This window comes from Paenibacillus sp. BIHB 4019 (genome assembly GCF_002741035.1).
Lineage (GTDB): Bacteria > Bacillota > Bacilli > Paenibacillales > Paenibacillaceae > Pristimantibacillus.
On record NZ_CP016808.1, the window covers coordinates 4,065,638 to 4,092,631 of the forward strand.

The 26,994-nt window shown below is 48.8% G+C and carries 23 protein-coding genes; 21 read left to right on the forward strand and 2 right to left on the reverse strand.

Translation table 11 applies throughout. From position 1 onward, the window contains the following. The first annotated feature begins 216 nt into the window (after nt 1-216). The 16 genes from ilvC to BBD42_RS17745 all read left to right on the forward strand — a co-directional run bounded on the left by ilvC (nt 217) and on the right by BBD42_RS17745 (nt 19,407). The gene (gene ilvC, locus BBD42_RS17670) at nt 217-1,209 is read left to right on the forward strand and encodes a ketol-acid reductoisomerase (RefSeq protein WP_099519227.1); all 993 of its coding nucleotides are present in this window, start codon (nt 217-219) and stop codon (nt 1,207-1,209) included. Nucleotides 1,210-1,385: 176 nt separating this feature from the next. After that, nucleotides 1,386-2,930 carry a 2-isopropylmalate synthase gene (locus tag BBD42_RS17675; protein ID WP_099519228.1) on the forward strand — a complete coding sequence of 515 codons (1,545 nt, stop codon included), beginning with the start codon at nt 1,386-1,388 and terminating at the stop codon, nt 2,928-2,930. 207 nt (nt 2,931-3,137) lie between these two features. Then, entirely contained in the window at nt 3,138-4,220 is a 1,083-nt protein-coding gene (gene leuB, locus BBD42_RS17680; protein WP_056043166.1) for a 3-isopropylmalate dehydrogenase, read from the forward strand. A gap of 143 nt (nt 4,221-4,363) precedes the next feature. Further along, entirely contained in the window at nt 4,364-4,909 is a 546-nt protein-coding gene (locus tag BBD42_RS17685; protein ID WP_056043169.1) for a peroxiredoxin, read from the forward strand. Between the two features lie 172 nt (nt 4,910-5,081). Next, nucleotides 5,082-5,498: a hypothetical protein gene (locus BBD42_RS17690; protein ID WP_099519229.1), complete on the forward strand. Its 417-nt coding sequence runs from the start codon at nt 5,082-5,084 to the stop codon at nt 5,496-5,498. A 123-nt stretch (nt 5,499-5,621) separates the two neighbouring features. Continuing rightward, nucleotides 5,622-6,470 (forward strand): RNA polymerase sigma factor SigI, encoded by an 849-nt coding sequence (gene sigI / locus BBD42_RS17695; RefSeq protein WP_237163136.1) that lies wholly within the window; start codon nt 5,622-5,624, stop codon nt 6,468-6,470. Next, nucleotides 6,467-7,876, forward strand: a complete 1,410-nt coding sequence (locus tag BBD42_RS17700; protein WP_099519230.1) for an anti-sigma factor domain-containing protein — start codon at nt 6,467-6,469, stop codon at nt 7,874-7,876. Before sigI ends, BBD42_RS17700 begins: the two co-directional genes overlap by 4 nt. A gap of 132 nt (nt 7,877-8,008) precedes the next feature. After that, nucleotides 8,009-9,388, forward strand: coding sequence for an ATP-binding protein (locus BBD42_RS17705; RefSeq protein ID WP_056043177.1), 1,380 nt, complete (start codon nt 8,009-8,011; stop codon nt 9,386-9,388). Nucleotides 9,389-9,469: 81 nt separating this feature from the next. Next, a complete protein-coding gene (locus BBD42_RS17710; protein ID WP_099519231.1) occupies nt 9,470-10,990 on the forward strand; it encodes a leucyl aminopeptidase in 1,521 nt (506 codons plus the stop codon). 205 nt (nt 10,991-11,195) lie between these two features. Then, the gene (locus BBD42_RS17715; RefSeq protein ID WP_099519232.1) at nt 11,196-12,551 is read left to right on the forward strand and encodes an MFS transporter; all 1,356 of its coding nucleotides are present in this window, start codon (nt 11,196-11,198) and stop codon (nt 12,549-12,551) included. Between the two features lie 174 nt (nt 12,552-12,725). Then, nucleotides 12,726-14,558, forward strand: coding sequence for a PAS domain S-box protein (locus tag BBD42_RS17720; protein ID WP_099519233.1), 1,833 nt, complete (start codon nt 12,726-12,728; stop codon nt 14,556-14,558). 204 nt (nt 14,559-14,762) lie between these two features. Continuing rightward, complete coding sequence (locus BBD42_RS17725) at nt 14,763-15,779, forward strand: AraC family transcriptional regulator (protein WP_099519234.1); 1,017 nt, start codon at nt 14,763-14,765, stop codon at nt 15,777-15,779. Nucleotides 15,780-15,966: 187 nt separating this feature from the next. Further along, nucleotides 15,967-16,761 (forward strand): SDR family NAD(P)-dependent oxidoreductase, encoded by a 795-nt coding sequence (locus BBD42_RS17730; protein ID WP_099519235.1) that lies wholly within the window; start codon nt 15,967-15,969, stop codon nt 16,759-16,761. A gap of 189 nt (nt 16,762-16,950) precedes the next feature. Beyond that, nucleotides 16,951-17,823: a DMT family transporter gene (locus BBD42_RS17735; protein ID WP_099519236.1), complete on the forward strand. Its 873-nt coding sequence runs from the start codon at nt 16,951-16,953 to the stop codon at nt 17,821-17,823. A 142-nt stretch (nt 17,824-17,965) separates the two neighbouring features. Continuing rightward, nucleotides 17,966-18,946 carry an aldo/keto reductase gene (locus BBD42_RS17740; protein ID WP_099519237.1) on the forward strand — a complete coding sequence of 327 codons (981 nt, stop codon included), beginning with the start codon at nt 17,966-17,968 and terminating at the stop codon, nt 18,944-18,946. 74 nt (nt 18,947-19,020) lie between these two features. Beyond that, entirely contained in the window at nt 19,021-19,407 is a 387-nt protein-coding gene (locus BBD42_RS17745; RefSeq protein ID WP_099519238.1) for a MerR family transcriptional regulator, read from the forward strand. A gap of 78 nt (nt 19,408-19,485) precedes the next feature. Here BBD42_RS17745 and BBD42_RS17750 read toward each other — a convergent pair whose 3' ends face one another. Continuing rightward, nucleotides 19,486-19,833 (reverse strand): ArsR/SmtB family transcription factor, encoded by a 348-nt coding sequence (locus tag BBD42_RS17750; RefSeq protein ID WP_099519239.1) that lies wholly within the window; start codon nt 19,831-19,833, stop codon nt 19,486-19,488. 142 nt (nt 19,834-19,975) lie between these two features. Here BBD42_RS17750 and BBD42_RS17755 point away from each other — a divergent pair, with 142 nt between their 5' ends. Further along, nucleotides 19,976-21,028, forward strand: a complete 1,053-nt coding sequence (locus BBD42_RS17755) for a flavin-containing monooxygenase (protein ID WP_172455537.1) — start codon at nt 19,976-19,978, stop codon at nt 21,026-21,028. Nucleotides 21,029-21,139: 111 nt separating this feature from the next. On the opposite strand, the gene BBD42_RS17760 is transcribed toward BBD42_RS17755, so the two are convergent. Further along, on the reverse strand, nt 21,140-22,153 hold the full coding sequence (locus BBD42_RS17760) for a LacI family DNA-binding transcriptional regulator (protein ID WP_099519240.1): 1,014 nt from the start codon (nt 22,151-22,153) through the stop codon (nt 21,140-21,142). A gap of 264 nt (nt 22,154-22,417) precedes the next feature. On the opposite strand from BBD42_RS17760, the gene BBD42_RS17765 reads away from it, so the two are divergent. The 4 genes from BBD42_RS17765 (at nt 22,418) to fucU (ending at nt 26,984) form a co-directional block, all read left to right on the forward strand. After that, entirely contained in the window at nt 22,418-24,208 is a 1,791-nt protein-coding gene (locus BBD42_RS17765; protein ID WP_237163137.1) for an L-fucose isomerase, read from the forward strand. Between the two features lie 92 nt (nt 24,209-24,300). Beyond that, nucleotides 24,301-24,960 carry a class II aldolase/adducin family protein gene (locus BBD42_RS17770; RefSeq protein WP_046232992.1) on the forward strand — a complete coding sequence of 220 codons (660 nt, stop codon included), beginning with the start codon at nt 24,301-24,303 and terminating at the stop codon, nt 24,958-24,960. Nucleotides 24,961-24,999: 39 nt separating this feature from the next. Next, entirely contained in the window at nt 25,000-26,526 is a 1,527-nt protein-coding gene (locus BBD42_RS17775; protein ID WP_099519242.1) for a rhamnulokinase, read from the forward strand. A gap of 29 nt (nt 26,527-26,555) precedes the next feature. Next, complete coding sequence (gene fucU / locus BBD42_RS17780) at nt 26,556-26,984, forward strand: L-fucose mutarotase (RefSeq protein WP_099519243.1); 429 nt, start codon at nt 26,556-26,558, stop codon at nt 26,982-26,984. Nucleotides 26,985-26,994: the final 10 nt, after the last annotated feature.

Consider the following 26,994-nt stretch of genomic DNA (forward strand, 5'->3'; position numbering starts at 1 on the left):
AAATATAGGAAAGGATATGATTTCGTCATCCTTTCTCTATATTTCTCGGACTGAAACGCGCCGCGCCACCAAAGGACGGCGACAGCCGTCTCACCTTGAAAATATGGATTTACCCCGCTTTGAGCGGGAGTTTAAGCGGAGAACCGCGGCTATTCGCGTCATTCTCTACTTAAACACCCGTTCAAAAGGGTCAAAATAAAGGAGGCAATTATTCACATGGCAGTTACATTGTATTATGAAAAAGACGCTGATCAAAGCGTACTTCAAGGTAAAACGATCGCAGTAATCGGTTACGGAAGCCAAGGCCACGCACAAGCGCAAAACCTTCGCGACAGCGGACTTAAAGTTATCATCGGTCTTCGTCCGGGCAAATCCGCAGACGCAGCAAAAAAAGACGGTTTCGAAGTATTGACCGTTGCAGAAGCAACTAAAGTAGCAGACGTTGTTCAAATTCTGCTGCCTGACGAAACTCAAGCACAAGTATACAATGAGGAAATCGCACCGAACCTGAAAAAAGGCGCGGCCCTGATGTTCTCCCACGGCTTCAACATTCACTTTGGCCAAATCAAGCCAAGCAAAGATACAGATGTATTCCTGGTTGCTCCTAAATCGCCAGGCCACATGGTTCGCCGTACGTATGAAGAAGGCTTTGGCGTACCGGGCTTGATCGCAATCGAGCAAGATGCTTCCGGCAACGCAAAAGCAATCGGTCTTGCTTATGCTAAAGGTATCGGCTGTACTCGTGCAGGCGTTATCGAAACAACTTTCAAAGAAGAAACAGAAACCGATCTTTTCGGTGAGCAAGCTGTTCTTTGCGGCGGCGCTTCCGCGCTTGTACAAGCTGGTTTTGAAACGCTTGTTGAAGCTGGCTACGCTCCAGAAATGGCTTACTTCGAGTGCTTGCACGAGCTGAAGCTGATCGTTGACATGATGTACGAAGGCGGCATCTCCTCGATGCGCGATTCCATCTCCAACACAGCTGAATACGGCGACTATGTAACGGGTCCTCGCATTGTAACAGCTGAAACGAAAAAAGAAATGAAGCGCGTATTGGAAGATATCCAATCCGGCCGTTTCGCTCGCGATTTCATCCTGGAAAACAAATCAGGACAAGCAATGATGAACGCTACTCGCCGCAACGAGGCAGCTCATCCAATCGAGCAAACAGGCAAACAGCTTCGTGAGCTTATGCACTGGATCAAGAAGTAATAATTTTTAACTAGGGCGTATCTTCAAATAGGTGTTTAACCTTGCGGAGATGCGCCCCTATAGCATGAAGCGATGAAGAAATAATCCCGGTTCACCGGCGGATGAGCTGCGCGCAGGCGCAGTCTTAGAGCTGTCCGTGCGTACCGGGATCATTCTGTTCCCGGAGGTGCAAGGAAATGCGTAAAATTTATATTTTTGACACAACATTGCGTGATGGGGAGCAGTCTCCAGGCGTCAACCTGAACACGAAGGAAAAGGTGGAAATCGCCCTCCAACTGGAAAAGCTGGGTGTTGATCGGATTGAAGCTGGTTTTCCTGCGGCATCTCCCGGTGATTTGGCAGCGGTTAATGCGGTAGCGACAGCTATCAAAAATGCAACGATTATCGGCCTGTCGCGCTCGCGCGAGCAGGATATTGACGCGGTGCGTGAAGCGCTTAAAGGCGCGCAGGACCCGTGCATCCATCTATTCCTGGCGACAAGCCCGATTCACCGCAAGCACAAGCTGCGGATGGAGAAGGAGCAAGTGCTGGAAACAGCAGAGCGCGCTATTCGTTATGCGAAGAAATATTTTGATAAAGTCGAATTCTCGCCTGAAGATGCTGGGCGCACAGAGCTTGATTTCCTTTGCGAAGTAACGGATATGGCGATTCGCGCGGGAGCGACAGTCGTTAATATTCCGGATACCGTCGGTTATTTGAATCCGCAGGAATTCGGCAACATCTTCAAAACGCTGAAGCAAAACGTTCCGAACATCGAAACGATCCAGCTCAGCGCGCATTGCCATGATGATCTGGGCATGGCAACAGCCAATGCGCTGTCTGCTATACTTAACGGCGCAGATCAAGTAGAGGGTACGATTAACGGTATCGGCGAACGCGCCGGAAACACGGCAATCGAGGAAATTGCCCTTGCGCTTGCGACGCGTTCCGATTATTTCGGCGCGACGACGACGCTGAACCTGAAAGAAATTGCCAAGACGAGCCGCCTGGTCAGCAAGCTGACGGGGATGGTAGTGCCAGGCAATAAAGCGATTGTGGGCGCCAACGCCTTCGCGCATGAGTCCGGCATTCATCAGGACGGCATGCTCAAGGAAAAAACGACGTATGAAATCATTTCGCCGGATACGATCGGTTTGAAAGAGTCTTCGCTCGTCCTTGGCAAGCACTCCGGTCGTCACGCATTCCGCGAGAAGCTGATTGACATGGGCTATGAGCTGGATGAAGAAGCGGTTAACGTGGCCTTCGCCAAGTTCAAAAACTTGGCTGACCGCAAAAAGAATGTCACCGACGAAGATATTCGTGCTTTTCTCGAAGAAAAGCTCGTGGACACGCCGGAAGTGTTTACGCTTGAGACGATTCAAGTGAGCTACGGCAACCAATCGACGCCTAGCGCTTCGGTTATTATCCGCCAAGCGGATGGAAGCGTTAGCGAAGGAACAGCGGAAGGCAATGGCTCGGTTGACGCGATTTACAATGCAATCGATAAAGTGACTTCTGAAGCTGTAGAGCTTGAGGATTATTCGATCAAATCGGTATCCCAAGGCAAGGATGCGCTTGGCGAGGTACATGTTGTGCTGAACCAAAATGAAGTATCTGCGCAGGGCCGCGGCCTCAGCACCGATATTTTGGAAGCGAGCGCACGCGCCTACATCGATGCGCTCAACCGTCTCATTGAGAAACGCAAATCGCCAGGACGTCGCGATAAAATGAGCTTGATTTAGTTAGCTTAGGAGGAGCGAAAGCTCCTCCTTTATTTAAAAGTATAGGTTTTCTGCGATACGCCATATGCGTATTCAATAGTCTTTATAAGCATTGCCTATAAAGACCATAGATTTTATATCTTTGTTTTCAGCTCTGAAATATGGTACAAATGATAACAGAATGAGAATAGCTCATCCGAGCTCAAAAATAAGGAGTGTTACACAACAATGTCAGAAGTTAAAAAAATTGCAGTAGTTGCCGGCGACGGTATTGGTCCAGAGGTCGTAGGCGAAGCGCTTAAAGTATTGAAAAAAGTAGAAGAGCTTTACGGCTATCAGTTCGAAACCGAGCACGGCCTGTTCGGCGGCATTGCAATCGATCAAAAAGGAACACCATTGCCGCAAGAGACGCTTGATCTTTGTAAAAATGCTGACGCTGTGTTGCTCGGTGCTGTTGGCGGCCCGAAATGGGACAACAACTCGAAGGAGCTTCGCCCTGAGACTGGCCTTCTTGGCATTCGCAAAGCGCTGGGCCTGTTCTCCAACATTCGTCCGGCAACGGTATTTGACTGCTTGAAGGAAGCTTCTACGCTTAAACCAGAAGTGCTGGAAGGCACTGACCTGATCGTTGTGCGCGAGCTGACAGGCGGCATTTACTTCGGCGAGAAATTCCGTCGTGAAGGTGCTGGCGGCGAAGAAGCGGTTGATACTTGCGTCTACAATGTACAAGAGATTGAGCGTATCGTTCGCCAAGCGTTTGATATTGCGATGACTCGCAGCAAGCGTCTGGCTTCCGTTGATAAAGCAAACGTGCTGGAAACTTCCCGCCTGTGGCGCGAAGTCGTTAACCGGATTGCTCCTGAATACCCAGAGGTTGAGCTGGAGCATGTGCTTGTAGACAACTGCGCAATGCAATTGCTGCGCCGTCCATCGAGCTTTGACGTTATCGTAACGGAAAATATGTTTGGCGATATTTTGAGCGATGAAGCAGCGATGCTGACAGGCTCCATCGGCATGCTTTCCTCCGCTTCCCTTGGCGAAGGCAGCTTTGGCCTTTACGAGCCGGTACACGGTTCCGCTCCTGACATTGCTGGACAAGGCATCTCGAACCCAATCGCAACGATTTTGTCGGTTGCACTGATGTTCCGTCTGACTTTCGGCTATCACGATGCAGCGCAAGCGATTGAAGATGCTGTTAAAGAAGTGCTGGATGCAGGACACCGTACAGGCGATATCGCGGTAGATAAGAGCAAAGCTATCGGCACATCGGCGATGGGCGATTTGATCATTGCAGCGCTGAAAAAAGCTTAATTATAATAATTATAAAAAAATATTGAATACAATCTTGACTTCAATATAATCTAGTGATAATATTTATCAATAGATAGCGATAGTCACCGATGCTCACGCATCGATACATGCTCATCATTAAAACTCAAGGAGGATTTCAAATTATGGCAGAACGTTTGGTAGGTTACCCAGCTCCAGATTTCACAGCAGAAACAGCAATCGGTGATGGTTCCGGTTTCGGCAAAGCATCCCTTGCAGACTACAAAGGCAAATGGTTGGTTTTGTTCTTCTATCCACTTGACTTCACTTTTGTTTGCCCAACTGAAATTACAGCTTTGAGCCTTGCTGCTGATGAGTTCAAGAAGCTTAACACTGAAATTCTTGGTGTGAGCGTAGACAGCCAGCACAGCCACAAAGCATGGATTAATACATCCGTTAACGATAATGGCCTTGGCAAGCTTGAGTTCCCTCTTGCTGCTGATATTACGAAAAAAATCGCTAAAGATTATGGCGTTCTGATTGAAGAAGAAGGTATCGCGCTTCGCGGCCTGTTCATCATCGATCCAGAAGGCGAAGTGAAATACCAAGTCGTTAACCATAACGATGTTGGCCGCAGCGTAGACGAAACGCTTCGCGTATTGCAAGCTTTGCAATCCGGCGGACTTTGCCCAATGAACTGGAAGCCAGGCCAGCAAACGCTGTCTGTTTAATCCAAATTTGCTTGTCTTTAGCAGAAGCTGAGACAAAGAGCCCATGCCAAATATTGGCATGGGCTTTTCTATTGCGAAAAAAGCAGGAATTGTACGTGTGTAAAGCGAATAAGTTTATGTCAAACGAAACGTGCTTGCTGCGAACTGGCAACAGCTAAGGAGGTCGTCGTCGATGAGTTTTTGTTGTGGAGCTAGTATGATTGGTACCAAAGGGACATTAAAGCATTTTCGGACACATATCCATAACGTGCCTATTTTGTTCTGCCCGGTATGCAACCGTGTGGAGATTCACCACTTGGTAGAAAATGAGTATGAAATATTGGCTGAATACGCACATGGAGACGGCGCCGCTGAGGTTGATTTTCAGGAGTATGTGGAGCAAGAAGGCAAGGACCTGCGGGAAAATTGCGTAAATCATGAAAGTGAAGATCCGATGGATGTCGTACTGAGTCAAATTGACATATCCCTTGATTTGCTCAGCTTTGCGAACCAAATTGACGACATCGCATGGCAAGGTGAATTAAAGAAGCGTCTGGTTATTTTAAGCAGCCGGCGCAATAAGCTTAAAGAGCGGCGAACATCAGTCTAAAATGAATCATTTTATGAAATGTGGCCTCCGTTTGGGGGCTTTTTCATTTTTCTCATAAATTTCGGGGCCTACCCCCTCAAGCGACACAGATTGACCGAAACCTATGAATGAGAGGTGGAACGGTTGCTACTTGTATTATTCAAGCGTTTCTTGCGGAAAACCGTGCCCACCGACACCGTAGAAACGAAAGCGAAGGAACCATTATTAAAAAATACGAAATCCATGCAATCCCTGACGCCGGAGCAGACGGTTCTGCAAATTCAGCAAGGAGACGAGCTGCTGCGGGAGAGGTTCATTGCAAGCTATAAGCCATACATTGCAAAAGTGACAAGCCGCTTCTGCAAACGTTATGTCAATGCGAGCAGGGATGATGAATATAGCGTGGCCTTAATCGCCTTTAACGAAGCCATTAGCCAATTTTCGCCGGAATCCGGGAGATCGTTTCTTGGTTTTGCCGAGACGGTTATCAGACGCCGTCTAATTGACTATGTGCGCCGTGAGCAGCGTCATCTATCGTCGGTTCCATATAGCACGTTCGAGCGTTTAGACGATGAGGAGCAGCTTTACAATCCTGTTGAGCTGAAGCAGGCGCTGGCTGCATATGAATTGAACAGTACGGCGGATGAACGCCGGCTGGAGATGGGCGAATTTAATCAGGAGCTGCTGAAATATGGCGTATCGTTCGCTGAACTGGTCGACGCGTCGCCGAAGCATGCGGATTCACGCAAAATGCTGATGCGAACAGCAGCGATATTAGCAGAGGATGCGGCGATGTTTGGCCAATTAAAGCTGACAGGCAAGCTGCCGGTCAAAGCATTGACGGAGGCGAGCGGCTTGTCGCGCAAGACGATTGAACGCAATCGTAAATATATGATTGCTATTGCATGCATTTTACGGGGCACGTACCCGTTTTTGAAAGATTACCTAGACCTGGATGACTGGCAGCGAGAAGCGAGCAAGGAGGCAGAATGATGAATCGTGGCGTCGTAATGCAGATACAAAAAAATAGGGCAATTGTGCTGACGGCGGATGGCAGATTCATCAATTCCGTGCTTCCTCGCAACGTTAAGGTTGGCGATGAAATTGTGATTCAGCAGGAGGAGCGCGCGAGGCGCAGGAAGCCGAAAGCGCTGCTGTGGAGAACCGGAGTGGCTGCGGCTATCGTACTGCTTATTTTGCCTGTGCTGCTGTATGTTCAGAGCGGCAAGCATCCAGTAGTCGCTTATTTCAGCATGGACATCAATCCAAGCATTGAAATCGGCATTGACAGCCGCGAGCAGGTGCAGGAGCTGCATGCGTTCAATGAGGCGGGCAAGCAGGTCATTGCTGGTGTGTCCTACAAAAATAAATCGCTTGCGCTGGTCACATCGGCTGTTATGCAAAAAATTGCGGGCATGCACTATTTTGACGATAAGGTGCAGGATATCGTAGTGACGAGCGTAGTTGTTGGCGGTGATGACCCGCAGATGGACGTATTATTTTCGACTAAGCTTAATAAGGCTTTAACAGATATGGTGGCGGACGGATATATGCAGGCGGCTGTAGAAATTATGACGCTGTCTGCGCCGGTAGAGCTGCGGGATGCAGCGGAAGCGTACGGCCTGTCGTCGGGCAAGATGGCGGTTTATTTGATGGCCAAGGATGAAGGTTATGATCTTGAGCTGGAAAACTTCCAGCAGCATTCCATCAGCATGATAACCGAGCCGCTTGGCGGAGTGAAAACGATTATGAAGCATGCCGATAAAACGACCAAAGAAAGCCTGAGAAGCTTGCTTGAGGCGGAATCAAAGCAAGAAGCGGTGCAAGCCTCCGCTCCGGTTGTGGACAATGCGCCTGCTAAGCCCTTAGCATCTCCGACTCCTGCGCCTGTTCTTATAAGCTCATTGACGGATGGCGCGTCCTCTCCGAAGCCTTATGAGACGGTATCGACAAAGCCGACATCAACAACTGGGGCGACTGTCCAAGAGACGCCAGCCAAACAGGAGGATAACGGAAAGAGCGGGCATCACGACAAAGACAAGGACAAAGGCAAGAACAAAGACAAGAACAAAAATAAGAACAAAAATAAGAACAAAGACAAGAACAAAGAAAAAGATAAGAACAAGCATGAAAACGGACATGAAAATAACGATAAGCAAGAAAATAACCAGGGAAACAAAAATAAAAATAAAGACAAAAACAGTGATAATAATAAAAAAGATGGCAGAAACAATAGCCATAAAGATGGTAAAAACAAGGATTCGGGCAAAAATAAAGAAAAAAGTAACGGAGGGAAAGCTGGCGATAAAAATAAATGGAAGACCATTTGGGACGGTCAGCTCCATTTTAACTATCGAACAAACGTGGAAAATACATACGGCTGGCAGCGGTCAGCTTAGGATTCGTCCAATTCGTTGTAAAAATACCATTTTTCGACAAATATTCTCATTGACATGAAGGACATCAAAAATCTATGATGAGTATAGCTTGAATTAGCGTTGTCCATTGATGCTGCCGGGGGGGAGTAGAGGATGCAGATGATGCGAAAGCGTTATTTCCCGGCACTTGCCGAATACATACGAAGTGATAAGGAAAGTTCTCTTTATCAAGCAGCAGAGCTAGGCAAAGAGTTAACGGGAATCCAACTTGATGATGTCATTGCGATCCATGAGGATTGCATGCAGACATTAGTATCGAATGTGGACTCGGAAGAAGCAGTCAAATTGTACAATCGTTCGTTCATTTTTTTAATCGAATTTATGGTGGCGTATCGTTTTCATTTGCTGGCGAATCAAACCAATGATCAGAAGTTTACGGAAATGAGGGAAATGCTGCTCCGTTCCAATCGTTCATTTGAAATGGTCAAAAATAAGTATGAAAATGTGCTGCAGCATATGGACAGCGGCATCGCATTGTTTGACAGTGAAGGCATTTTGTCATTCATTAATTTGCAAATGGCGAAGCACCTAGACATTCCCCGCAAAACGCTGGTGGGCTGCAATTTGCCTGAAATTTTGCGGCATCCGCAGCTTAGCCGGTATACCCGGAAAATGATTTTAAGGCTGTACAAGGAAATGCTGCTTAGGCGCATGCGGAGTTATGAGTTTCAGGATAGGGATGGCAACCATTTGCTCGTAACGGTCACCTACGGCGATCAGCTTGAAGGTGATTTTCTATTCAGCGTCAAAGATGTGTCGGAGTATAAGCAGATTGAACAAACGGCTTTACAAAATGACAAGCTAGCCATGCTTGGCCGAATTGCGGCTGCCATTGCGCATGAAATTCGCAATCCGCTGACGTCGATACGCGGATTTATCCAGCTGCTGCGCCCGTATTTGCTGCAAATGGGCAAGGAGGAATATGCCCGAATCATTTTAGCCGAAATTGATCGTGCTAATGATATTATTTACGAGTTTCTAAACTCGTCCAAGCCGTCAGCTCCATTAAAGAAAGCGTTTTCTATTAATTTACTGCTTAAAGAAGTTGCGCTGCTTACGGAGAGCGAGGCGCTTATGCGCAATTGCCAGATCGAGCTGCAGCTCGAAGGAGATGAATATGCGCTCGTCGCTTCGATCGACATGAAGCAGATTAAGCAGGTCATTCTCAACATTGTGAAAAATTCGCTCGATGCGGTAGCGGAGCGGGAAAGCGATGATATCGGCATTATTGAGCTGTCAACGAGAGCCGATGGCTCTTATGTGGAGATTACGATGAAGGATAATGGGAAAGGAATGGATAAGGCGACATTAGCTCGATTATTTGATCCTTTTTTTACGACCAAGGAAGAAGGGACAGGCCTTGGCTTATCCGTCAGTTATCGGATCATCCGCAATCATGGCGGCTCTATTCGCGTCGAAAGCGTCGTAGGAAGCGGCACATCATTCATTATTTATTTGCCATTAGCGGAATAAATGATTAAAATCGGGGGTATGCCCCCCGATTTTTTTTCATCTTTATGGCGGGAGGCGCTAAAAGGAGAGGAATGATTGACCATGAGTACATTATTTACATATGGAACGCCAGGTGCTGAACCAATAGATGCAGTCGTTCGTTTCATTAGCCCGCGTGAGCTTAGCGATGCTGCAGCCGAATGGCTGCTGCCGCAAATTGACCAGGCTATTCGCAGCCTGTTTCTCAAAGGGCTGTTCAAGGGAGAGGCGGAGCAGGCTCACGTCATTCAGACGCTCGGCTTGTATCCTGCTGCCGAGCATGTAATAGTGGTTGGCTATGAGGAGCAATCCGGCGCAGACGGCTTGCGTCTAGCGGCTGCAACAGCGGCCAAAGCCTTGAAGCGCATAAAGGCGCAGTCCGTGCATGTTGTGCTGCCGCTATCTGCGGTGGAAGCAGAAGGACTTTCCCAGCAGCAAGCGGCTCAGGCGCTGACTGAAGGGCTGAAGCTGGCGGTGCATGACCGTCTGCCAGAGAAACGCGAAGCGAAAACGCGTTATGCGATCGGTAAAGTGTATTTCTCCATCGCTGGAAATGAAGCGCAAGGCGCTGCTTCTGATACCAGCGAGCAATGGATTGCTGGAATTACACGCGGCGTTGCCTGTGCCGATGGCGTAATCAGCGCCCGTGATTTGACGAATATAGCGGGCAATAAGCTCGTGCCTGAAGGTCTGGCTACGTATGCCGAGGAGCTTGCCCGCCAGTATGATTTTGACATTGAAATTATTGATGAGTGGACAGCAGCCGAGCAGGGCATGGGCGGCTTGCTTGGAGTCGGTCAAGGCAGCATCAACCCGCCGCGTATGATTGTGCTGCATTATAAGGGTGCGCCAGGCGAGCAAGCGGCTTGGGGCTTAATTGGCAAAGGCATCACCTTTGATACAGGCGGCATATCGCTCAAGCGGGCGCCGGGCATGGAGGAGATGATTGCCGATATGGGCGGCGCAGCGGCAGTGCTTGGCGCAATGCAGGCTATCGGCGAGCTTAAGCCGGCGGTGAACATTATTGCGGTCATTCCATCGGCGGAAAACATGCCATCGGATCGGGCACTGAAGCCAGGCGATGTCATTACGATGATGAACGGCCTGACGGTGGAAGTGGTGAATACGGATGCCGAAGGCAGGCTGGTGCTTGGCGACGGACTCACGACAGCGATTCGCCGCGGGGCAACGAAGCTGATTGATGTCGCGACGCTGACAGGAGCGGTGTCGGTAGCGCTCGGCTCGCAAGCGACGGGAGCGGTAACGAATCATGATGGGCTCATGCAGCAGGTGCGCGAGGCATCTGAGCGTGCTGGCGAGCGAGTATGGCAGCTTCCCGCTTATCCGGAATACAAGAAGCAAATTCGGAGTGAAGCGGCAGATTTGAAAAACAGCGGCGGCCGGGAAGCGGGCACCATTACGGGCGGATTGTTCATCGGCGCATTCGCTGAGGATCTGCCTTGGGTTCATCTCGATATTGCGGGCGTGTCGTTCCGTGAATCGGCGAAGGCACTGGAGCCGAAAGGCGGCACCGGCGTTATGGTGCGTACGCTTGTCGAGCTCATGTACGCAGCAAAGGCGTAAACTGCAGCTTAAGCAGGAGTGCGCTGGACAGCAAGTTAATGCTTATAATCAAAGCAACGACCGCAGCAGAGGGTTAACCTCGGCTGCGGTCGTTGCTTCTCTTTTTCCATCTTTCTACATGCCAAAAAAATAAATAGCATAACCAACTACGTAAATGTTACTATATATAAAAAATAAAGCAGTGGACGAGGAGTTTTGAAGCAGCATGAATAACGGAGAAGCGGGCCTTAAAAAAGAAGGCCTGGTCATTTTAATACTTAGCTTTGCTTTAACGTTGGTCGTTATGAATACAATGATGTTTAATCTGGCGCTGCCGGATGTGGAGAAGCAATTTTCCCTCACAGCGATTGCGACCTCATGGATTGTAACGGGTTATTCCATTATGTTCGCGATTGCTTCGATTACGTACAGCAGGCTTTCGGATTTTATACCGATGAAGCTATTGTTTCTCATTGCCCTGTCTTCCCTTGGCGTAGCGTCGATTTTAGGCTTTTTCAGCAACAGCTTCATACTGCTAATGGCTGCGCGTCTTATTCAAGCAACGGGAGCAGGGGCGATTGCCGCGCTTGGCATCGTGCTCGTTACACGGTTTATTCCCGCTGACCGCCGCGGCCGGGCGATGGCGCTTATTATGTCTGCAACCTCGCTAGGGCTTGGACTTGGTCCGGTAATCGGCGGTGTGATCGTCGAATATTTGGGCTGGCATTATTTATTTGCGGTTACAGCCATTATGATTTTGCTCATTCCTATGTTCTATAAAATGATTCCGGCTGAAAGCCGCAAAAGCGGCTCGTTCGACGTAGCGGGCGCGCTGCTGATTGGCATTGGAACGACAGGCCTGCTGCTCGCCTTGACGAGCAAAAGCCTGATCGCCTTAATCGTCGGTGTGGTCGCGGTTGCCTTGTTCTGGTGGCGAATCCACAAGGCGAAGGACCCCTTCGTCCAGCCGGATTTGTTCCGCAATAAGCCTTACATGCTGCTCGGCATGCTGGGTGTTACTTCATACATGAACAACTTTGCTGCATTATTTCTCGTTCCACAGGTGCTCGCTGGCGTGTATCATTTAACGCCTGCCCAGTCCGGTTTAATCGTATTTCCAGGCTCGCTGGCAACGATGGTTGCCTCAAGATATATTGGCAGTACCATTGACCGGCTTGGCAATCGTTTCTTTATCCGTCTGGCTCCGGTCGGCCTATTTGCCGCTTCGCTCGCGCTTGCATTCAGCGCTGTACATTCCTATTGGGCAATTCTCATTATCTATATGCTGCTTAGTGTTAGTTTCTCTGCCTTAACGAGCAGCGTGTCTAATGAAATGTCGAGGCTGCTGCCGCAAAAGGAAATTGGAGCGGGAATGGGATTATTCCAGCTTGCCCAGTTTTTCAGTGGCGCTTTGACTGCCGCCTTGATAGGCACCGCCATTGTATGGCAGGCTCAGCTGGCTAAATCAGAAGCGTTCAATCATATTTTATGGGGCATGTCCGTTATTGTGCTGGGCACGGTCGTCAGTTCGCTGTTATACACGCGCAGCGCTGCTCGCCAAGCTTCCCGCCAAGCAGCCTAATACGTGTCGTGAAACCTGTCGCGGGTTTCTAATTTTTTATAAAAGAGTTAACGTCTTACAGGGATGAATATATTTATTTTCCAATAAATCTGGATGCGCTAGCAGGGAAGTTAACAACCCATGTTGAATTTACAACTCATGAGGACGGAATAGGGCTGAAAGTGGAGGGTTCGGATGAGCGACTATGTAAGTGCGGACTTGTATCATACCTATATGAACTCCATTTGGGAAGAGACAACAGATGGTATTGTTATTGTCGATTTGCAGCGTATCGTGCTGGATGTCAATCCAGCTTTTGAGCAGATGTACGGCTGGACGAAGGAGGAGCTGGTAGGCAGGAAGCTCCCCGTCGGCCCGGCCCATCTCTATAAGGAGTTTGCCAGACTGTACGATCAGGTGATTGAGGGCAAGAAGGTAGCCGCAGCGGAATACCCGAAGCTGTGCAAGAACGGCAAGCATCTGCATGTGAGCATTACCTTATCCGCTGTTCGCGACAGCAGCGGCCAGACGACCGGAATCGTTGCTATTGAGCGGGATATTACGAAACGCAAGCAGACCGAGAAGGCGCTTCGGGAGACGGAGCAGCTTTACAGCCACCTGACGCAAAATGTGCTAGCCGGCGTTTTTGTGAGGCAGGATCGTAAAATCGTTTATATTAACTCGTATATGTCCGCCATGCTCGGCTACACGAGAGAGGAATTTGTTACGCTGCGCACCGCCGACTACATTGATGCGATTGAGCTGTTCACCATTAAGCGGCAGGTCGCGGAAATTTTGATTAAAAAGCGTGAGCCCCGCTATACCGTTACCGTACGCGGCAAGAAGAAGGATGGCGGATTCGTTTATTTGGAAGTCAATCTCTCGCTCATTATGTACAAAGGCAGAACAGCGATGCTAGGCTCAGCCAAGGATGTGACATCATCGGTTGCACTTGAGCGTTCCTTGCGGGAAAGCGCCGAGATGTACCAGCGTGTCATGAAGCTGCTGCCCGAGCCGATTGTGCTTAGCGATCATGGAAAAATTATTTACGCCAACAATTCGGCCATCAAGCTCGTTCAGGCCGATGAAAAAAACGAAGTAATTGGACATTCGGTATTTGAATATATTCATCCTGACCATCATGAGGAATCGCTTAGGATGATGGATCTGATTATGTTTGATGAAGAGCCGAGCCAGTTTGAGGAGCGGCAAATTATTTGCAGGGATGGGCAGACGATAGATGTTGAAATGTCGAGCATCCGCATTAACAATTATATGGGCAAGCGGGTTATTTTAACGGTAATCCGGGATTTGACTGATCGCAAGCGTTCTGAGGATATGCTGGTGCGTTCCGAGAAGCTGTCGGTTATTGGCCAGCTTGCTGCGGGCGTTGCCCATGAAATTCGCAATCCGCTAACGGCGCTCAAAGGTTTTACGCAATTGCTCAAAACCAAAAACGAAGGTTATGGCTCCTATCTCGATATTATGTCCAACGAGCTGGATCGAATTAATTTAATCGTTAATGAATTTATGACTTTGGCTAAGCCGCATTTTACCAGATTCAACGATGAGAATTTGGTACATATTTTGCGCGGCGTTATTTCGGTGCTGGAAACACAGGCGATAATGACGAACGTGGATATTGAGACGCAGGTGGAAGATTGCTTAATGATTATTCATGCAGACGCCAATCAGCTCAAGCAGGTATTCATTAATGTCATCAAAAATGCGATCGAGGCAATGCCTGATGGCGGGCGCGTTACGATTACGATTCGCTCAAACTTTCCTGATAGCGTTTGCTTGACGATTCGCGATGAGGGGATTGGAATGACCGACTCCATTATCGGGAAAATCGGGCAGCCCTTTATTACGACAAAGGAAAAAGGCACGGGCCTAGGGCTGATGATCAGCTCCAGAATTATTGAGGCCCATCATGGTACTTTACATATCGTTAGTCGACATGGCGAAGGCACGGAAGTGCAAATTACGCTGCCGCTGGCTAAGCCTGCAACGACAGAATTAAATTAATTTTGCCCTGTTCCCTCATTTAACCTTCATCCCAGTAGCGTATCCGTTTTAGAGTGATAAGCCTTCAGTTTCGCGCCTACCCGCGAAGTGCTGAAGGTTTTTATCTATTTGTGTGCGAAACGGGCAAATTAGACTGATCAGACTTACATGTTGTTAAATGCACTTAAAATAGAATGAAAAAGCAGCAAAAGGAGTGTCACATAGATGAAGGCCTATTTCACAGATCGCATTAAAATCCCGCTTGGATTTTGGGAAGGATTGCGCCAACTTGGGATCCCCGCCCACGACGTAGCTCGCAAAGCACGACTGCCGCTCACCATTATTACTGAGCCAGTAGTCACAACTGCCCAATATTTCGCGATTTGGCAGGCTTATTCCGAACTCATTGGTGAATCTGCCATAGGGATTATCAAGCTTGCGACCGCCTTTGAAACAGCAAAGTATCCACCGACTGTCTTAGCCACTTACCATGCTCGTAATTACCGTGACGCTTTGAACCGCATGGCCCGTTACAAACAGCTATGTCCCCCCGAAAGCTTACAGATTACAGAGAAGGGGGAGCACTGTGCAATCGAACTCGGATGGCTGAATACCGAACAACCGGGGCCTTCGATGCTGGTTGGCATTACGCTGGCCTTTCTTCTGGAGCTTGGGCGCCGGGGCACAGGCCAGCCTTTGAAGGCGAAGCTCGTCGAATTTTCACACCCAATGGGCGATGTACAAGCCCTTGAAGCATATTTCGGCTGCCCGATCCAGATGGGAGCACAAAGCAACCGATTGACGCTGCATCGAAGTGATCTGGACCTCCCTTTTGTCTCATACAACGAAGAGCTGCTGGAAATGCTGACTCCTGCTTTGGACCGTTCGCTTAATGAACAGCAGCGCAGCCGTTCAATGGCCGATACGGTCAAATGGATCATAAAACGCAGCCTCACAGGAGGGCGTACCGACATTGAGGCAGTGGCGAAGGAACTGAGCATGAGCGATCGTACGCTGCAGCGCCGGCTTACTGACGAAAACACGAGCTTCAAGCTTCTATTGACACAAGCTAGACATGAGCAGGCAAGAGAATACTTGGCAGACCCCTCGCTCGAAATTAAAGAAGTGGCTTTCTTGATTGGCTATGAGGACCAAAACTCGTTTTACCGCGCCTTCCGCCTTTGGGAAGGCGCTACGCCTTCCAATTGGCGGAAGAAACAGTTAGATGCAAGCTCGATATAAAATAAATGGCAAGGATTTATCGCGTTTTATGATTTGGCGTATGAAGCAAGACCTTTGGCGCAACAGGCTAGTTACGGAGCAAGCCGGGTAAGGTAATATAAATTCGATTCCGAGCAATGGACTGTTGGAAAAATGACGGCTAATAATCTTGCCAATACGATAAGTTAATGAAACGGAGAAATGTATGATGGAAATGGGATTAACCAATAAAACGGCTTTAGTTACAGGATCAACGAAAGGCATAGGCAAAGCCATTGCCCTAGAACTTGCCAAAGAAGGCGTTCATGTCCTTATTAATGGACGAAATTATGAGGAGGTAGAACAAACAGTACGCGAAATAAAGTCGGAATTTCCTGCTACCTCCCCTCAAAATGCTGCGGCTGATATTGTGGATAGCGGGCAAAGGGAAGCTTTATTTGAAAAATACCCCGAAATAGATATTCTGGTTAATAATACGGGCATTTATGAAATCATGAAGTATGAGGATGTCGACGACGACATATGGGAAAAATATATCCGTACGAATGTTCTTGCCGCAAACGGCTTAACAAAATTTTATTTGCCTAAAATGGTGAAAAATAATGATGGCCGCATTATCTTTATTGCAAGTGAAGAAGCCATGATGCCATCTGGACTAATGCCTCAGTATGGAATGACAAAGTCCATGCTGTTATCCTTGGCAAAGAGCTTATCTAAATTAACGCGAGGAACAGAGGTTACAGTCAATACGATTATGCCCGGACCGACACTTTCTGAAAAAGTGCAACAAATTATCGAGGGCATGTACTCCGATGAAGACATGGCTTTTTCAGAAAAAGAGAAAAAATTTATGGCTGCAAGCCTGCCTCAATCGGAAATTCAGCGATTTATCAGGCCTGTTGAAATAGGAAGACTAGCCGCTTTTGTATGCAGTCCTTATGCATCCGCATTTAAAGGCTCTCCGATCCGCATGGATGGAGGTCTAGTGCCGACTATTTTTTAATCTTGTTTTCGTATATTCGCTTCAACAAAATTCGTGTAAAATAAAATTATTCTTTTGAAAGTGAGCTGAAGATGGATGATGTGGTCGCCACTATTTGAAAATGATGTACCTGTAGTTATTCTCCCTTAACGGCAGAAAACTACAACTCCGTTAAGGGCAGGAATGTTCTGGAAAAACGGAGGGTACTCAATGAAAAACACTTGGTTAGGTTCTTTGTATTTAGCGCTCGCAGCTAGCATTTGGGGCGGGATGTATGTTGTAGTCAAACATGTGGTAGACTTTGTGCCGCCACTTGAATTAGTATGGATTCGCTATGTCATTGCTTTTTTTGCATTGCTCATTATTGGCGTTGCAACCAAACAATCATGGCGTATTGAAAAACGGGACTTGCTGTTAATCTTCCTAATTGGACTAATTGGTAATACAATATCCATTATTACTCAAGAAGCGGGCACGATGCTTTCTACAGCCCAAATGGGTGCGATTATTACGTCAACGACGCCTGCATTCATGGTGCTATTTGCACGTATCCTCTTAAAAGAAAAAATAACGTTTAAAAAAGCAAGCTCCATTATTTTAGCATCGATCGGTGTCGGCATTATTGTCGGAAAATCCGAAATGGATTCATCCATTCAACTGGGTGGGGTATCACTGCTTATAGCAGCACTTACTTGGGCGCTTATGTCTGTTCTTATTAAGCGGGTACCCGGACAATATTCACAAATGGTCATAACGTGCTATACAACACTAGTAGCCATTGTTTTAATTACACCTTTTACAATAAGCCGGTTGCCGGAGCTTGATTATCAAGCCATGATGCATCCAACGGTTTGGGGCGGCCTTTTGTACTTGGGGGTTATTTCGACAGCGTGCGCCTTTTTATTGTGGAATCGTGGCCTGCAAATGCTCAATGCTTCAAGCGGCGGATTGTTTTTCTTTTTTCAACCGATAGTCGGCACTTTTTTAGGGTGGCTATTGCTCGGCGAGCAAATTGGTTTGTCTTTTTGGATAGGTACGATATTCATTTTTATCGGTGTATTATTCGTTATTCGAGATGAATGAGCAATGAAAAAAAGTTGGTCGGCGTCATTTGCCGATCAGCTTTTTTTTATGCATGTCATTTGATCGCTTGACTTGGAGTTAACTCCAGAGGGTAAACTACATTCGAAGGCAATTGTACTTAACCGAAAGCGAGGAACGATCAATGGAATATGTGAAACTTGGTAATACGGGCTTGGATGTATCTCGGCTTTGTCTTGGCTGTATGAGCTTTGGTGTAGCAGAACGGTGGATTCATCCATGGGTGCTTGATGAAGAGCACAGTCGTCCTATTATAAAAAAAGCGCTGGAGCTGGGTATTAATTTTTTTGATACAGCAAATGTGTATGCAGATGGAACAAGCGAGGAAATCGTTGGACGGGCTCTAAAGGATTATGCGAATCGTGATGAAATTGTGCTGGCAACCAAGGTGCATTTCCGCATGCATGAAGGGCCGAATGGTGCGGGGCTTTCCCGGAAAGCTATCATGAGTGAAATCGACAAGAGCCTGAAGCGATTGGGAACGGATTATGTAGACCTTTATCAAATCCATCGCTGGGATTATAATACGCCTATTGAAGAAACGATGGAAGCTTTGCATGATGTCGTGAAGGCTGGAAAAGCAAGATACATTGGAGCTTCCGCTATGTATGCTTGGCAGTTCCAGAAGGCGCTGTATACAGCTGAGAAAAATGGATGGACCAAATTTGTGTCGATGCAAAATCATATGAATCTCATCTACCGTGAAGAGGAACGAGAGATGCTGCCGCTTTGCAAGGAAGAAAAAATCGGTGTTATTCCTTACAGTCCGCTGGCATCAGGAAGATTGACGCGTGATTGGTCGGAAACGACGAATCGCTCCGAAACCGATCAAGTGCAGAAATCGAAATACGATGCGACTGCGGATACGGATCGAGTAATTGTGGAGCGCGTTGCAGCAATCGCTGAGAAGCGTGGCGTTCCCCGCGCTCAAATCGCACTTGCCTGGGTAGCGCAGAAGGAACCGGTAACAGGCCCGATTGTCGGCGCTTCGAAAATATCCCATCTCGAGGATGCCGCAGCTGCGCTCTCCATTAATTTGACACCTGAAGAAATTGCGTCGCTGGAGGAGCCTTATGTACCTCATCCGGTCATTGGCGCCGTATAATAGGAAGATAGGACAAGAGCGCCCGGACCATTTCATTGGGCGTTCTTTATTTTAAATGTGGTGGTGACACGAGCATGTTTATAGCAGAAGTAAGTGAAAAATATGATTTGTCTCAGGATACGCTTCGCTACTATGAACGAATTGGGCTTATTCCGCGAGTGAACCGCAATAAAAGCGGGCTCAGGGACTACACCGAAGAAGATTGCCGGTGGGTTGAATTTGTGAAGTGTATGCGGGGCGTCGGACTTCCTGTTGAGGTATTGATTGAGTACGTTGGGCTGTTTCAACAGGGTGATGAAACGAAAGGGGCCAGAAAAGAACTCCTAATCGAGCAGCGCAAGCTGCTTAGAGCAAGAATGGAAGATATGCATAAGGTGCTTGAACGCATGGATGATAAGATCGAAAGATATGAGCAGACCATCGTGAAAAAAGAAAAAACACTAAATAGACCTGAAGTCTAACCATATGTGTCGTATATTAAGCCAACTGGGGATAGCCGGTTGGCCTTTTTTTCTCCGTCCTGCCGTTGCATCCACGATTTACTCCTTGCTGTGTGCTGACGCTATCTGGACTAATTGGCGTATGTGAGCATCTTTCAACGTATAAAACACCATTTTTCCTTCCTTCCGATAGTTAGCTAATCCAAGCTGTTTTAGCGTTCGTAGATGATGCGATGTAGTTGCCAGCGAGGATTTGGTGATATTTGCCACATCACAGACGCACAGTTCGTCTTCTTCGCATAAAGCAAATACGATTTTTAAACGTGTCTCATCGGCCAGTGCTTTAAACAGCTTGGCCATACTCTCCATGTTTTGCCGCTCTAGAGCATGCTGTACCTTATGTACTTTAGGCTCGTCATAGCAATATATCTCACAGCTATCTTTCATGCCGCACCCTCTCCGTTATTCAAATTAAAATTGATTGTTGCTAGCTTAGCATATTATAATAAATCAATCAAACATATGCTTGATTGATCATTTAAGTTTAGACAGAATGGTGCTCATGCTAGTTAATGGAAGGATGATACATATGTATGATGTGTTGATTATAGGTGCAGGGCAAGCGGGGTTGTCTGCAGGATATTTTTTGAAAAAGAGTGGTTTAAGCTTTCTCATTTTGGAAGCAGCAGCATCAGTCGGGGATTCTTGGCGGCGGCGCTATGACTCGCTTCATCTCTTTACACCGCGCATGTATGATGGATTGCCTGGCAAGCCTATAGAAGGAAATCAGAATGGTCTGCCCAGTAAGGATGAGATTGCAGACTATCTTGAAGCCTATGCGGAAAATATGGCGTTTCCGATCAAGCTGAATAGTCTTGTTAAACGGCTTTGGAGAGATGGCAACTTTAAAGTGGAAACAGCAGATGGAATTATTGAAGCTCGCAACATTATCGTGGGAACAGGCCCCTTCCAAGTGAAAAATGTACCCTCCTTTTCGAACTTATTATCAGAGAGCATCACTCAGTTGCATTCCTCAGAATATATCAACCCCGTTCAGTTGAGCCCGGGGAACACAATCGTTGTGGGAGGCGGGAATTCAGGTGCTCAAATAGCAGTTGAGTTAGCTCAGAATGGGGATAAAGACAGATCAGTATACTTATCCATTGCTCGTGATATCTCTTTCAAGCCCTTGCATATTATGAATCGAAGCATTTTCTGGTATTTTGAAAAACTTGGGTTTCTTCGTGCAAGCACGCAAAGCCCTATTGGCAAATGGTTGAAAAACCAGCCCGAGCAAGTATATGGATTTGAACTGAAGCAGCTGATGAAAAAGGGGAAAGTAAAGGTTGCTTCTCGTGTAAGGAACGCGATTGGCAACCGTGTAATATGTGAGGATGGAAACGAAATAGAGGTGAAAAATGTAATTTGGGCTACTGGTTTTAAGCGAGATGACCATTGGATTGACATTCAGGATGCATTCGATTCGCATGGCCAGATTAAGCATAAAGAAGGTGTATCCCCGGTTGCGGGATTGTATTTTGTCGGTTTGCCATGGCAAACCTCAAGGGGATCGGCACTTCTGGGCTGGGTAAAATATGACGCTCAAAAAATAGTTGACCATCTAACTCTCACTACTAATTAAGAGCTTGTTCAATAAAATAGCGGAGGCTGAGGACTAAATGATCTGTCCAGGGCCGCCGCTATTTCTATTAGGATGCCTATTTCCCCCGTTATTTTCTGCCAAATAACCGTGCTAATTGAGCTGCTTGACGGAGCTTCGTGCGATGAGCTCCGCAGGCAGCACGACTTTCCGCCACGGGCCGGAGGCGCTGCCGTTCTGGATGCGGTCAATGAGCATTTGCATGCCGAGATAGCCAAACTGGTAGGCTTGCTGGGCGACAACGGTAATAAACGGATTAATGTCCGCGTAGGGGCCAAAATCGTCAAAGCATACGATGGAAATATCGTCTGGAATGCGCAGTCCGCGCTGTTGGAGCAGGCGAATCAGCTCTATGGCGATGACGTTGTTTCCAGCAATGATGGCGGTCGGAAGCGGGTTGATGCTGTCGATCCAGGCATTCATGGCGGACAAATCATTTTGCGGGCCGAAGCTCGTCTCGAATAAATAGTCCGGCTCATAGTCCAGCCCATTAAGCTGGAGCGCCTCTCTGTAGCCTTGCAGGCGAAGGCGGGCGCTGGAGCTCGATAGCGAGCCGTTGACCATCATAATCCGCGTATGCCCCAGCCCCACAAGATGATCGACGAGCTGGCGAGCGCCTTCCTTGCTGTCCCCAAGGACGATGTCGCATTCGATGCCCGGTACTTCGCGGTCAATCAGCACGAACGGAGTCTGATGGTGCAGCAGCGACTCCAGATTGGACAAGGAGGGGTCGCCAGTCGGCGCCATCATCACGCCGTCAACCCGCGTCGTCAAAATCGTATGGATATAATCCGATTCCTTAGCTAAATTTTCATCGCTGTTGCCGAACAACAGCTTGTAGCCATTTTTCGTAGCGGCATCCTCTGCCCCACGTGACAGTGTCGTATAAAACGGATTCGTAATATCGGCAATAAGCAAAAACAGCAGGCGGGTATGCTGAAGCACCAGACTTCTTGCCATCTGGTTTGGCACATAGTGCATTTCCTCCATCACTTTCTTGACCTTTGCCCGCGTTTTGTCGCTTATTCTGCCTGTGTTATTGATAACTCGCGATACGGTCATTGCTGAAACGCCAGATCGCTGAGCGATATCGTAAATCGTAACCATGCGGCTTGCTCCTTATCTATTTCGTCCCACTCGTTTGTTATCTTACCATCTTACAAAAGTGAGCCATTGACAGCAACCCTCAAGCTTGATAAATTAGAGTTATCGGTAACTCTATACTAACTCAAACAGCTGGTTATGCACTTTATTTTAGAATATAAGAATTATAAGCTTCACTCTTGTAATTTCTTATATTTCATCGCGAAACGGAAGCTTTGCCGCCAGAAGACGGCAAAAGCCGTTTACGCTCGTATTGGAGGGATAATAGTGACACAAGAAAAGCATCGTTTTGAAAGCGGTTTCCCTAAAATAGGTATTCGTCCTACGATTGATGGACGCCGTAAAGGCGTTCGCGAATCGCTCGAAGAACAGACAATGAATATGGCAAAATCGGTAGCCGCGCTCATTGGCGAGCATTTGCGTTATCCGAACGGCGAGCCAGTTGAATGCGTCATTGCGGACAGCTGTATCGGCGGTGTAGCAGAAGCGGCAGCTTGCGCGGACAAATTTTCCCGCGAGCGCGTAGGCGTGTCCATCACCGTAACGCCATGCTGGTGTTATGGCACCGAGACGATGGATATGGACCCTTCCATTCCGAAAGCGGTATGGGGCTTTAATGGTACCGAACGTCCAGGCGCCGTATATTTGGCGGCTGTACTGTCTGGCTATGCACAGAAGGGCCTTCCAGCCTTCGGCATTTATGGCGAGGAAGTACAGGACTCAGGCGACACGAGCATTCCTGAAGATGTGAAGGGCAAGCTGCTGGGCTTCGCGAAAGCGGGACTTGTTGTAGCTTACATGCGCGGCAAATCATACTTGTCGATGGGCTCCGTATCGATGGGTATCGCGGGCTCGATCGTAAACGATGCTTTTTTCCAAGAATATTTGGGCATGCGTACCGAGTATGTGGATATGTCGGAATTCGTCCGCCGCTTCGAAGAGGAAATTTATGATGGCGAAGAATTTTCCCGTGCGCTGGCATGGGTGAAGGAAAACTGTCCGGAAGGCGCAGACAACAACCCAGCGCAAATCCAAACCTCCAGAGAGCAGAAGGACAAGGATTGGGAAACGGTTGTGAAAATGACGATGATTGCCCGCGACCTGATGGTCGGCAACCCGCGTCTTGCGGAGCTAGGCTTCGGGGAAGAGGCGATGGGCCACAATGCGATTGTATCCGGCTTCCAGGGGCAGCGCCAATGGACGGATCATTTTCCAAACGGCGATTTCATGGAAACGCTGCTTAACTCCTCGTTCGACTGGAACGGCATCCGCGCACCTTACATGGTAGCAACAGAAAATGACAGCTTGAACGGCGTTGCGATGCTGTTCGGCAATTTGCTGACGAATACGGCGCAAATTTTCGCCGATGTGCGGACGTATTGGAGTCCAGATTCGGTGCAGCGCGTAACGGGGCATAAGCTGGAAGGGCACGCAGCGGGCGGCATTTTGCACCTGATCAACTCCGGCTCGGCGACGCTTGACGGCACGGGCGAGCAGCAGCTTGCTGGCAAGCCTGCGCTTAAGCCGCATTGGGAAATTTCCGAGCAGGAGGCGGCGGATTGCCTGAAGGCAACGTCGTGGCGTCCGGCATCGGTTGAATATTTCCGCGGCGGCGGCTATTCCTCCGACTATTTGACACGCGGGGGCATGCCGATGACGATGTCCCGGATTAATTTGGTCAAGGGCATTGGCCCCGTTCTGCAAATAGCCGAAGGTTATTCGGTTGATCTGCCAGAGGGCGTTCATGATGTACTCGACAAGCGGACAGATCCGACTTGGCCGACGACGTGGTTCGCTCCGATTTTGACAGGCAGCGGCGCGTTCCGCAGCGTTTATGAAGTGATGGACCAATGGGGGGCGAATCACGGTTCTATCAGCTACGGGCATATTGGCGCAGATTTAATTACACTTGCGTCGATGCTGCGTATTCCAGTCAATATGCACAATGTGGCAGAAGAAAAGCTGTTCCGTCCGCGCGCTTGGGGCCTGTTCGGCACGAGCAATGCGGAAAGCGCAGATTACCGCGCTTGCGACAACTTTGGGCCATTGTATAAATAATGAAAAATTGAATGAGTCATCTATAAGCTGCCGTTCCAATTTTTTGGGGCGGCAGCTTCATGGGTTCAATATGACAGAGGAGGAAGAGAGAAATGAGCAGCTTGGAAATTAGAGAGGAACTATGCAAATACGCAAAAAAGACGGTCGCGAACCGTTTGGTAGTTGGCCCCGGCGGCAACATTAGCGCGAAGCATGAGGGCAAAATGTATTTGTCCCCAAGCGGTTTTGCCCTTGATGAAATTGAGCCGGAGCAGTGGGTAGAGGTCGATATTGAGACTGGAGCGGTAACGGATACAGGCTTCCGTCCGTCTTCTGAGGTCCTGATGCATCTTTATGCTTACCGGGCGAATCCGAACATCGGCGCGATCGTGCATACGCACCCGCCTTATTGCATCGCCTTTACACTTGTGGAGCAGGAGCTGCCGATTATGTTCCCCGATCAGGCGGCGCTAGTAGGCAAGACGGTATATATTCCGTATGTACTGCCTACTACCGATAAGCTTGCAGATGCGCTAGTTGAAAAAGTGAATGCTGCCAGCTCGATTCTGCTGGGCAATCATGGACTCGTAACGACAGGGCGCAATCTGCGCGAAGCCTATTATCGTACGGAAGTGGTAGAAGAAAGCGCAAAAATTTTCCTGATCGCCAAAGCGATTAAGGAACCAAAAGTGCTGACGAAGGAAGAATTTGAAGAAATCGCATCGCTGGAGAGCGAGGCCTACCGTATCCAGCTGCTGCAAAAAATGCAGTAGATTTGCGTTGAATCCGCTAGGAGGAGGAGGAATGCAGGAATGGCAAATGCAGCGAAAACGGCGGCGACGGTCCTTGCCTTTGATCTGGGCGCAAGCAGCGGCAGGGCGCTGATCGGCAAGCTTGCTGCAAGTGCAGAGGGCGGCCGCAAGCTTGAGGTGACCGAGCTTCATCGTTTTCCCAACTATGCGGTGCAAATAGGGCGGCATCTGCACTGGGACATTTTGCGACTGCTTCAGGAGATGAAGGTTGCTATTCGCAAGGCGTTCCAACAGGGCTATCAGCCGTCCACCTTTGGTGTGGATACATGGGGAGTGGACTTTGGCCTGCTGGATGCGCATGGCGAGCTGCTGGGCAATCCCTATCATTACCGCGACCCGCAGACGGAAGGCTTGATCGAAGAGGTGGAGCAGCTGCTGAGCCGCGAGGAGCAGTACCAGCAGGGCGGGCTCCAGTTCATGCCCTTTAATACGATTTATCAGCTGTATGCGATGAGCAAGGCAGGCTCGCCGAAGCTGGCGGCCGCCGAGACGCTGCTGCTGACGCCGGATTTGCTCGTTTATTTTTTGACGGGCAAGAAGGTATGCGAATTTACGATGGCGACTACGACGCAGCTGTTTCATCCCGAGCGGCAGCAGTGGAATGCGCCGCTTATGCAGCAGCTCGGCATTCCAGCGAAGCTGTTTCTTGCGCCGATTCATCCGGGACAGCGCATAGGGCCGCTAACAGCGGAAGTATGCGAAGAGCTGGCTGTACCGCCAATTGAAGCGATTGCCGTAGGCACGCATGATACGGAATCAGCGGTTGCTGCTGTGCCAGCGGCAGGCGGGAAAGCTTTTGCCTATTTGGTGTGCGGCACGTGGTCGCTGCTTGGCACTGAGCTTATGCGTCCGCTGCTGACGCCAGAAGCGCTGGCGCTCGATTTTTCCAATGAGGGCGGAGTCGGCGGAACCTATCAGCTGCTCAAAAACATTATGGGCCTATGGATTTTGCAGGAATGCCACCGCGAATGGGAGGCGCTAGGGCAAGAGCTGACATTCGCACAGCTTGCGGCCGAAGCGGAGCAGGCGGAGCCTTTCCGCAGCCTGATCCATCCGGATGATCTGCGTTTTTACAGCCCTTCGGGCATGATTCGAAATGTGCAGCAGTATTGCGAGGAGACGGGGCAGCTTGTGCCGCAGTCGCGGGGAGAAATAGCGAGATGCATTCTCGAAAGTCTGGCGCTAAAATACCGTTACGCGCTGGCGCAAATGGAGCAGTTGACCGGAGAGGCTTATTCGGGTCTGCACATGGTTGGCGGCGGTATACAGAACAAGCTGCTCTGCCGTTTTACGGCGAATGCCATTGGCCGCTCGGTATGGGCAGGTCCGGTCGAAGCGAGCGCCATCGGCAATATGCTCGTTCAGCTCATTGCCCAAGGGGAATGTGCGGATTTGCAGGAGGCGCGGCAGCTGTCGGCGGCATCGTTCGAGGTGGATACCTATGAGCCAGCGCCAGCGGAGCAGCAAGTGTGGGAGCAGGCTTACGAAGATTACCTGCGGTTAGTCGCTTTGCAGGCGAAGTCTTAATTTTAATCTTACTCAAGGGAGTGTTTAAGGTGCTGCATGGCATATCCAAATTGATTTCACCGGAGCTTTTGAAAATATTAATGGAGATGGGACACAGCGACGAAATCGTGCTGGCCGACGGCAATTTCCCCGTCATGAGCCACGCGCAGCGCGTTGTCCGGGCCGACGGCCACGGCATTCCCGAGCTGCTGGAAGCGGTATTGCCGCTGTTTCCCTTGGATCAATATGTGGAGCGTCCGGCGGCGCTCATGCAGGTTGTTCCTGGCGATACCGTCCAGACGCCAATCTGGGAGCAGTATCAGCTCATTATCGAGCAGCATACGCCGGTACGGGAGAAGCCTGAGGAAGTGGAACGCTTCGCTTTCTATGAGCGGGCTAAGAAGGCTTATGCGATTGTGGCAACCGGCGAGCAGGCGCTGTATGCGAATATTATTTTGAAAAAAGGCGTTATTAAATAGTCTATAGAGA

Bases quoted from the DNA above. Each gene is read 5' to 3' on its own strand.
- BBD42_RS17755 (WP_172455537.1), top strand. From the start codon at position 19,976: ATGTATGATGTGTTGATTATAGGTGCAGGGCAAGCGGGGTTGTCTGCA.
- BBD42_RS17700 (WP_099519230.1), top strand. From the start codon at position 6,467: ATGATGAATCGTGGCGTCGTAATGCAGATACAAAAAAATAGGGCAATT.
- BBD42_RS17740 (WP_099519237.1), top strand. From the start codon at position 17,966: ATGGAATATGTGAAACTTGGTAATACGGGCTTGGATGTATCTCGGCTT.
- BBD42_RS17705 (WP_056043177.1), top strand. From the start codon at position 8,009: ATGCAGATGATGCGAAAGCGTTATTTCCCGGCACTTGCCGAATACATA.
- BBD42_RS17690 (WP_099519229.1), top strand. From the start codon at position 5,082: ATGAGTTTTTGTTGTGGAGCTAGTATGATTGGTACCAAAGGGACATTA.
- BBD42_RS17775 (WP_099519242.1), top strand. From the start codon at position 25,000: ATGGCAAATGCAGCGAAAACGGCGGCGACGGTCCTTGCCTTTGATCTG.
- BBD42_RS17745 (WP_099519238.1), top strand. From the start codon at position 19,021: ATGTTTATAGCAGAAGTAAGTGAAAAATATGATTTGTCTCAGGATACG.
- BBD42_RS17760 (WP_099519240.1), bottom strand. From the start codon at position 22,153: ATGGTTACGATTTACGATATCGCTCAGCGATCTGGCGTTTCAGCAATG.
- BBD42_RS17710 (WP_099519231.1), top strand. From the start codon at position 9,470: ATGAGTACATTATTTACATATGGAACGCCAGGTGCTGAACCAATAGAT.
- BBD42_RS17735 (WP_099519236.1), top strand. From the start codon at position 16,951: ATGAAAAACACTTGGTTAGGTTCTTTGTATTTAGCGCTCGCAGCTAGC.
- ilvC (WP_099519227.1), top strand. From the start codon at position 217: ATGGCAGTTACATTGTATTATGAAAAAGACGCTGATCAAAGCGTACTT.
- leuB (WP_056043166.1), top strand. From the start codon at position 3,138: ATGTCAGAAGTTAAAAAAATTGCAGTAGTTGCCGGCGACGGTATTGGT.
- BBD42_RS17725 (WP_099519234.1), top strand. From the start codon at position 14,763: ATGAAGGCCTATTTCACAGATCGCATTAAAATCCCGCTTGGATTTTGG.
- BBD42_RS17730 (WP_099519235.1), top strand. From the start codon at position 15,967: ATGGAAATGGGATTAACCAATAAAACGGCTTTAGTTACAGGATCAACG.
- BBD42_RS17715 (WP_099519232.1), top strand. From the start codon at position 11,196: ATGAATAACGGAGAAGCGGGCCTTAAAAAAGAAGGCCTGGTCATTTTA.
- BBD42_RS17675 (WP_099519228.1), top strand. From the start codon at position 1,386: ATGCGTAAAATTTATATTTTTGACACAACATTGCGTGATGGGGAGCAG.
- BBD42_RS17770 (WP_046232992.1), top strand. From the start codon at position 24,301: ATGAGCAGCTTGGAAATTAGAGAGGAACTATGCAAATACGCAAAAAAG.
- BBD42_RS17750 (WP_099519239.1), bottom strand. From the start codon at position 19,833: ATGAAAGATAGCTGTGAGATATATTGCTATGACGAGCCTAAAGTACAT.
- BBD42_RS17685 (WP_056043169.1), top strand. From the start codon at position 4,364: ATGGCAGAACGTTTGGTAGGTTACCCAGCTCCAGATTTCACAGCAGAA.
- BBD42_RS17720 (WP_099519233.1), top strand. From the start codon at position 12,726: ATGAGCGACTATGTAAGTGCGGACTTGTATCATACCTATATGAACTCC.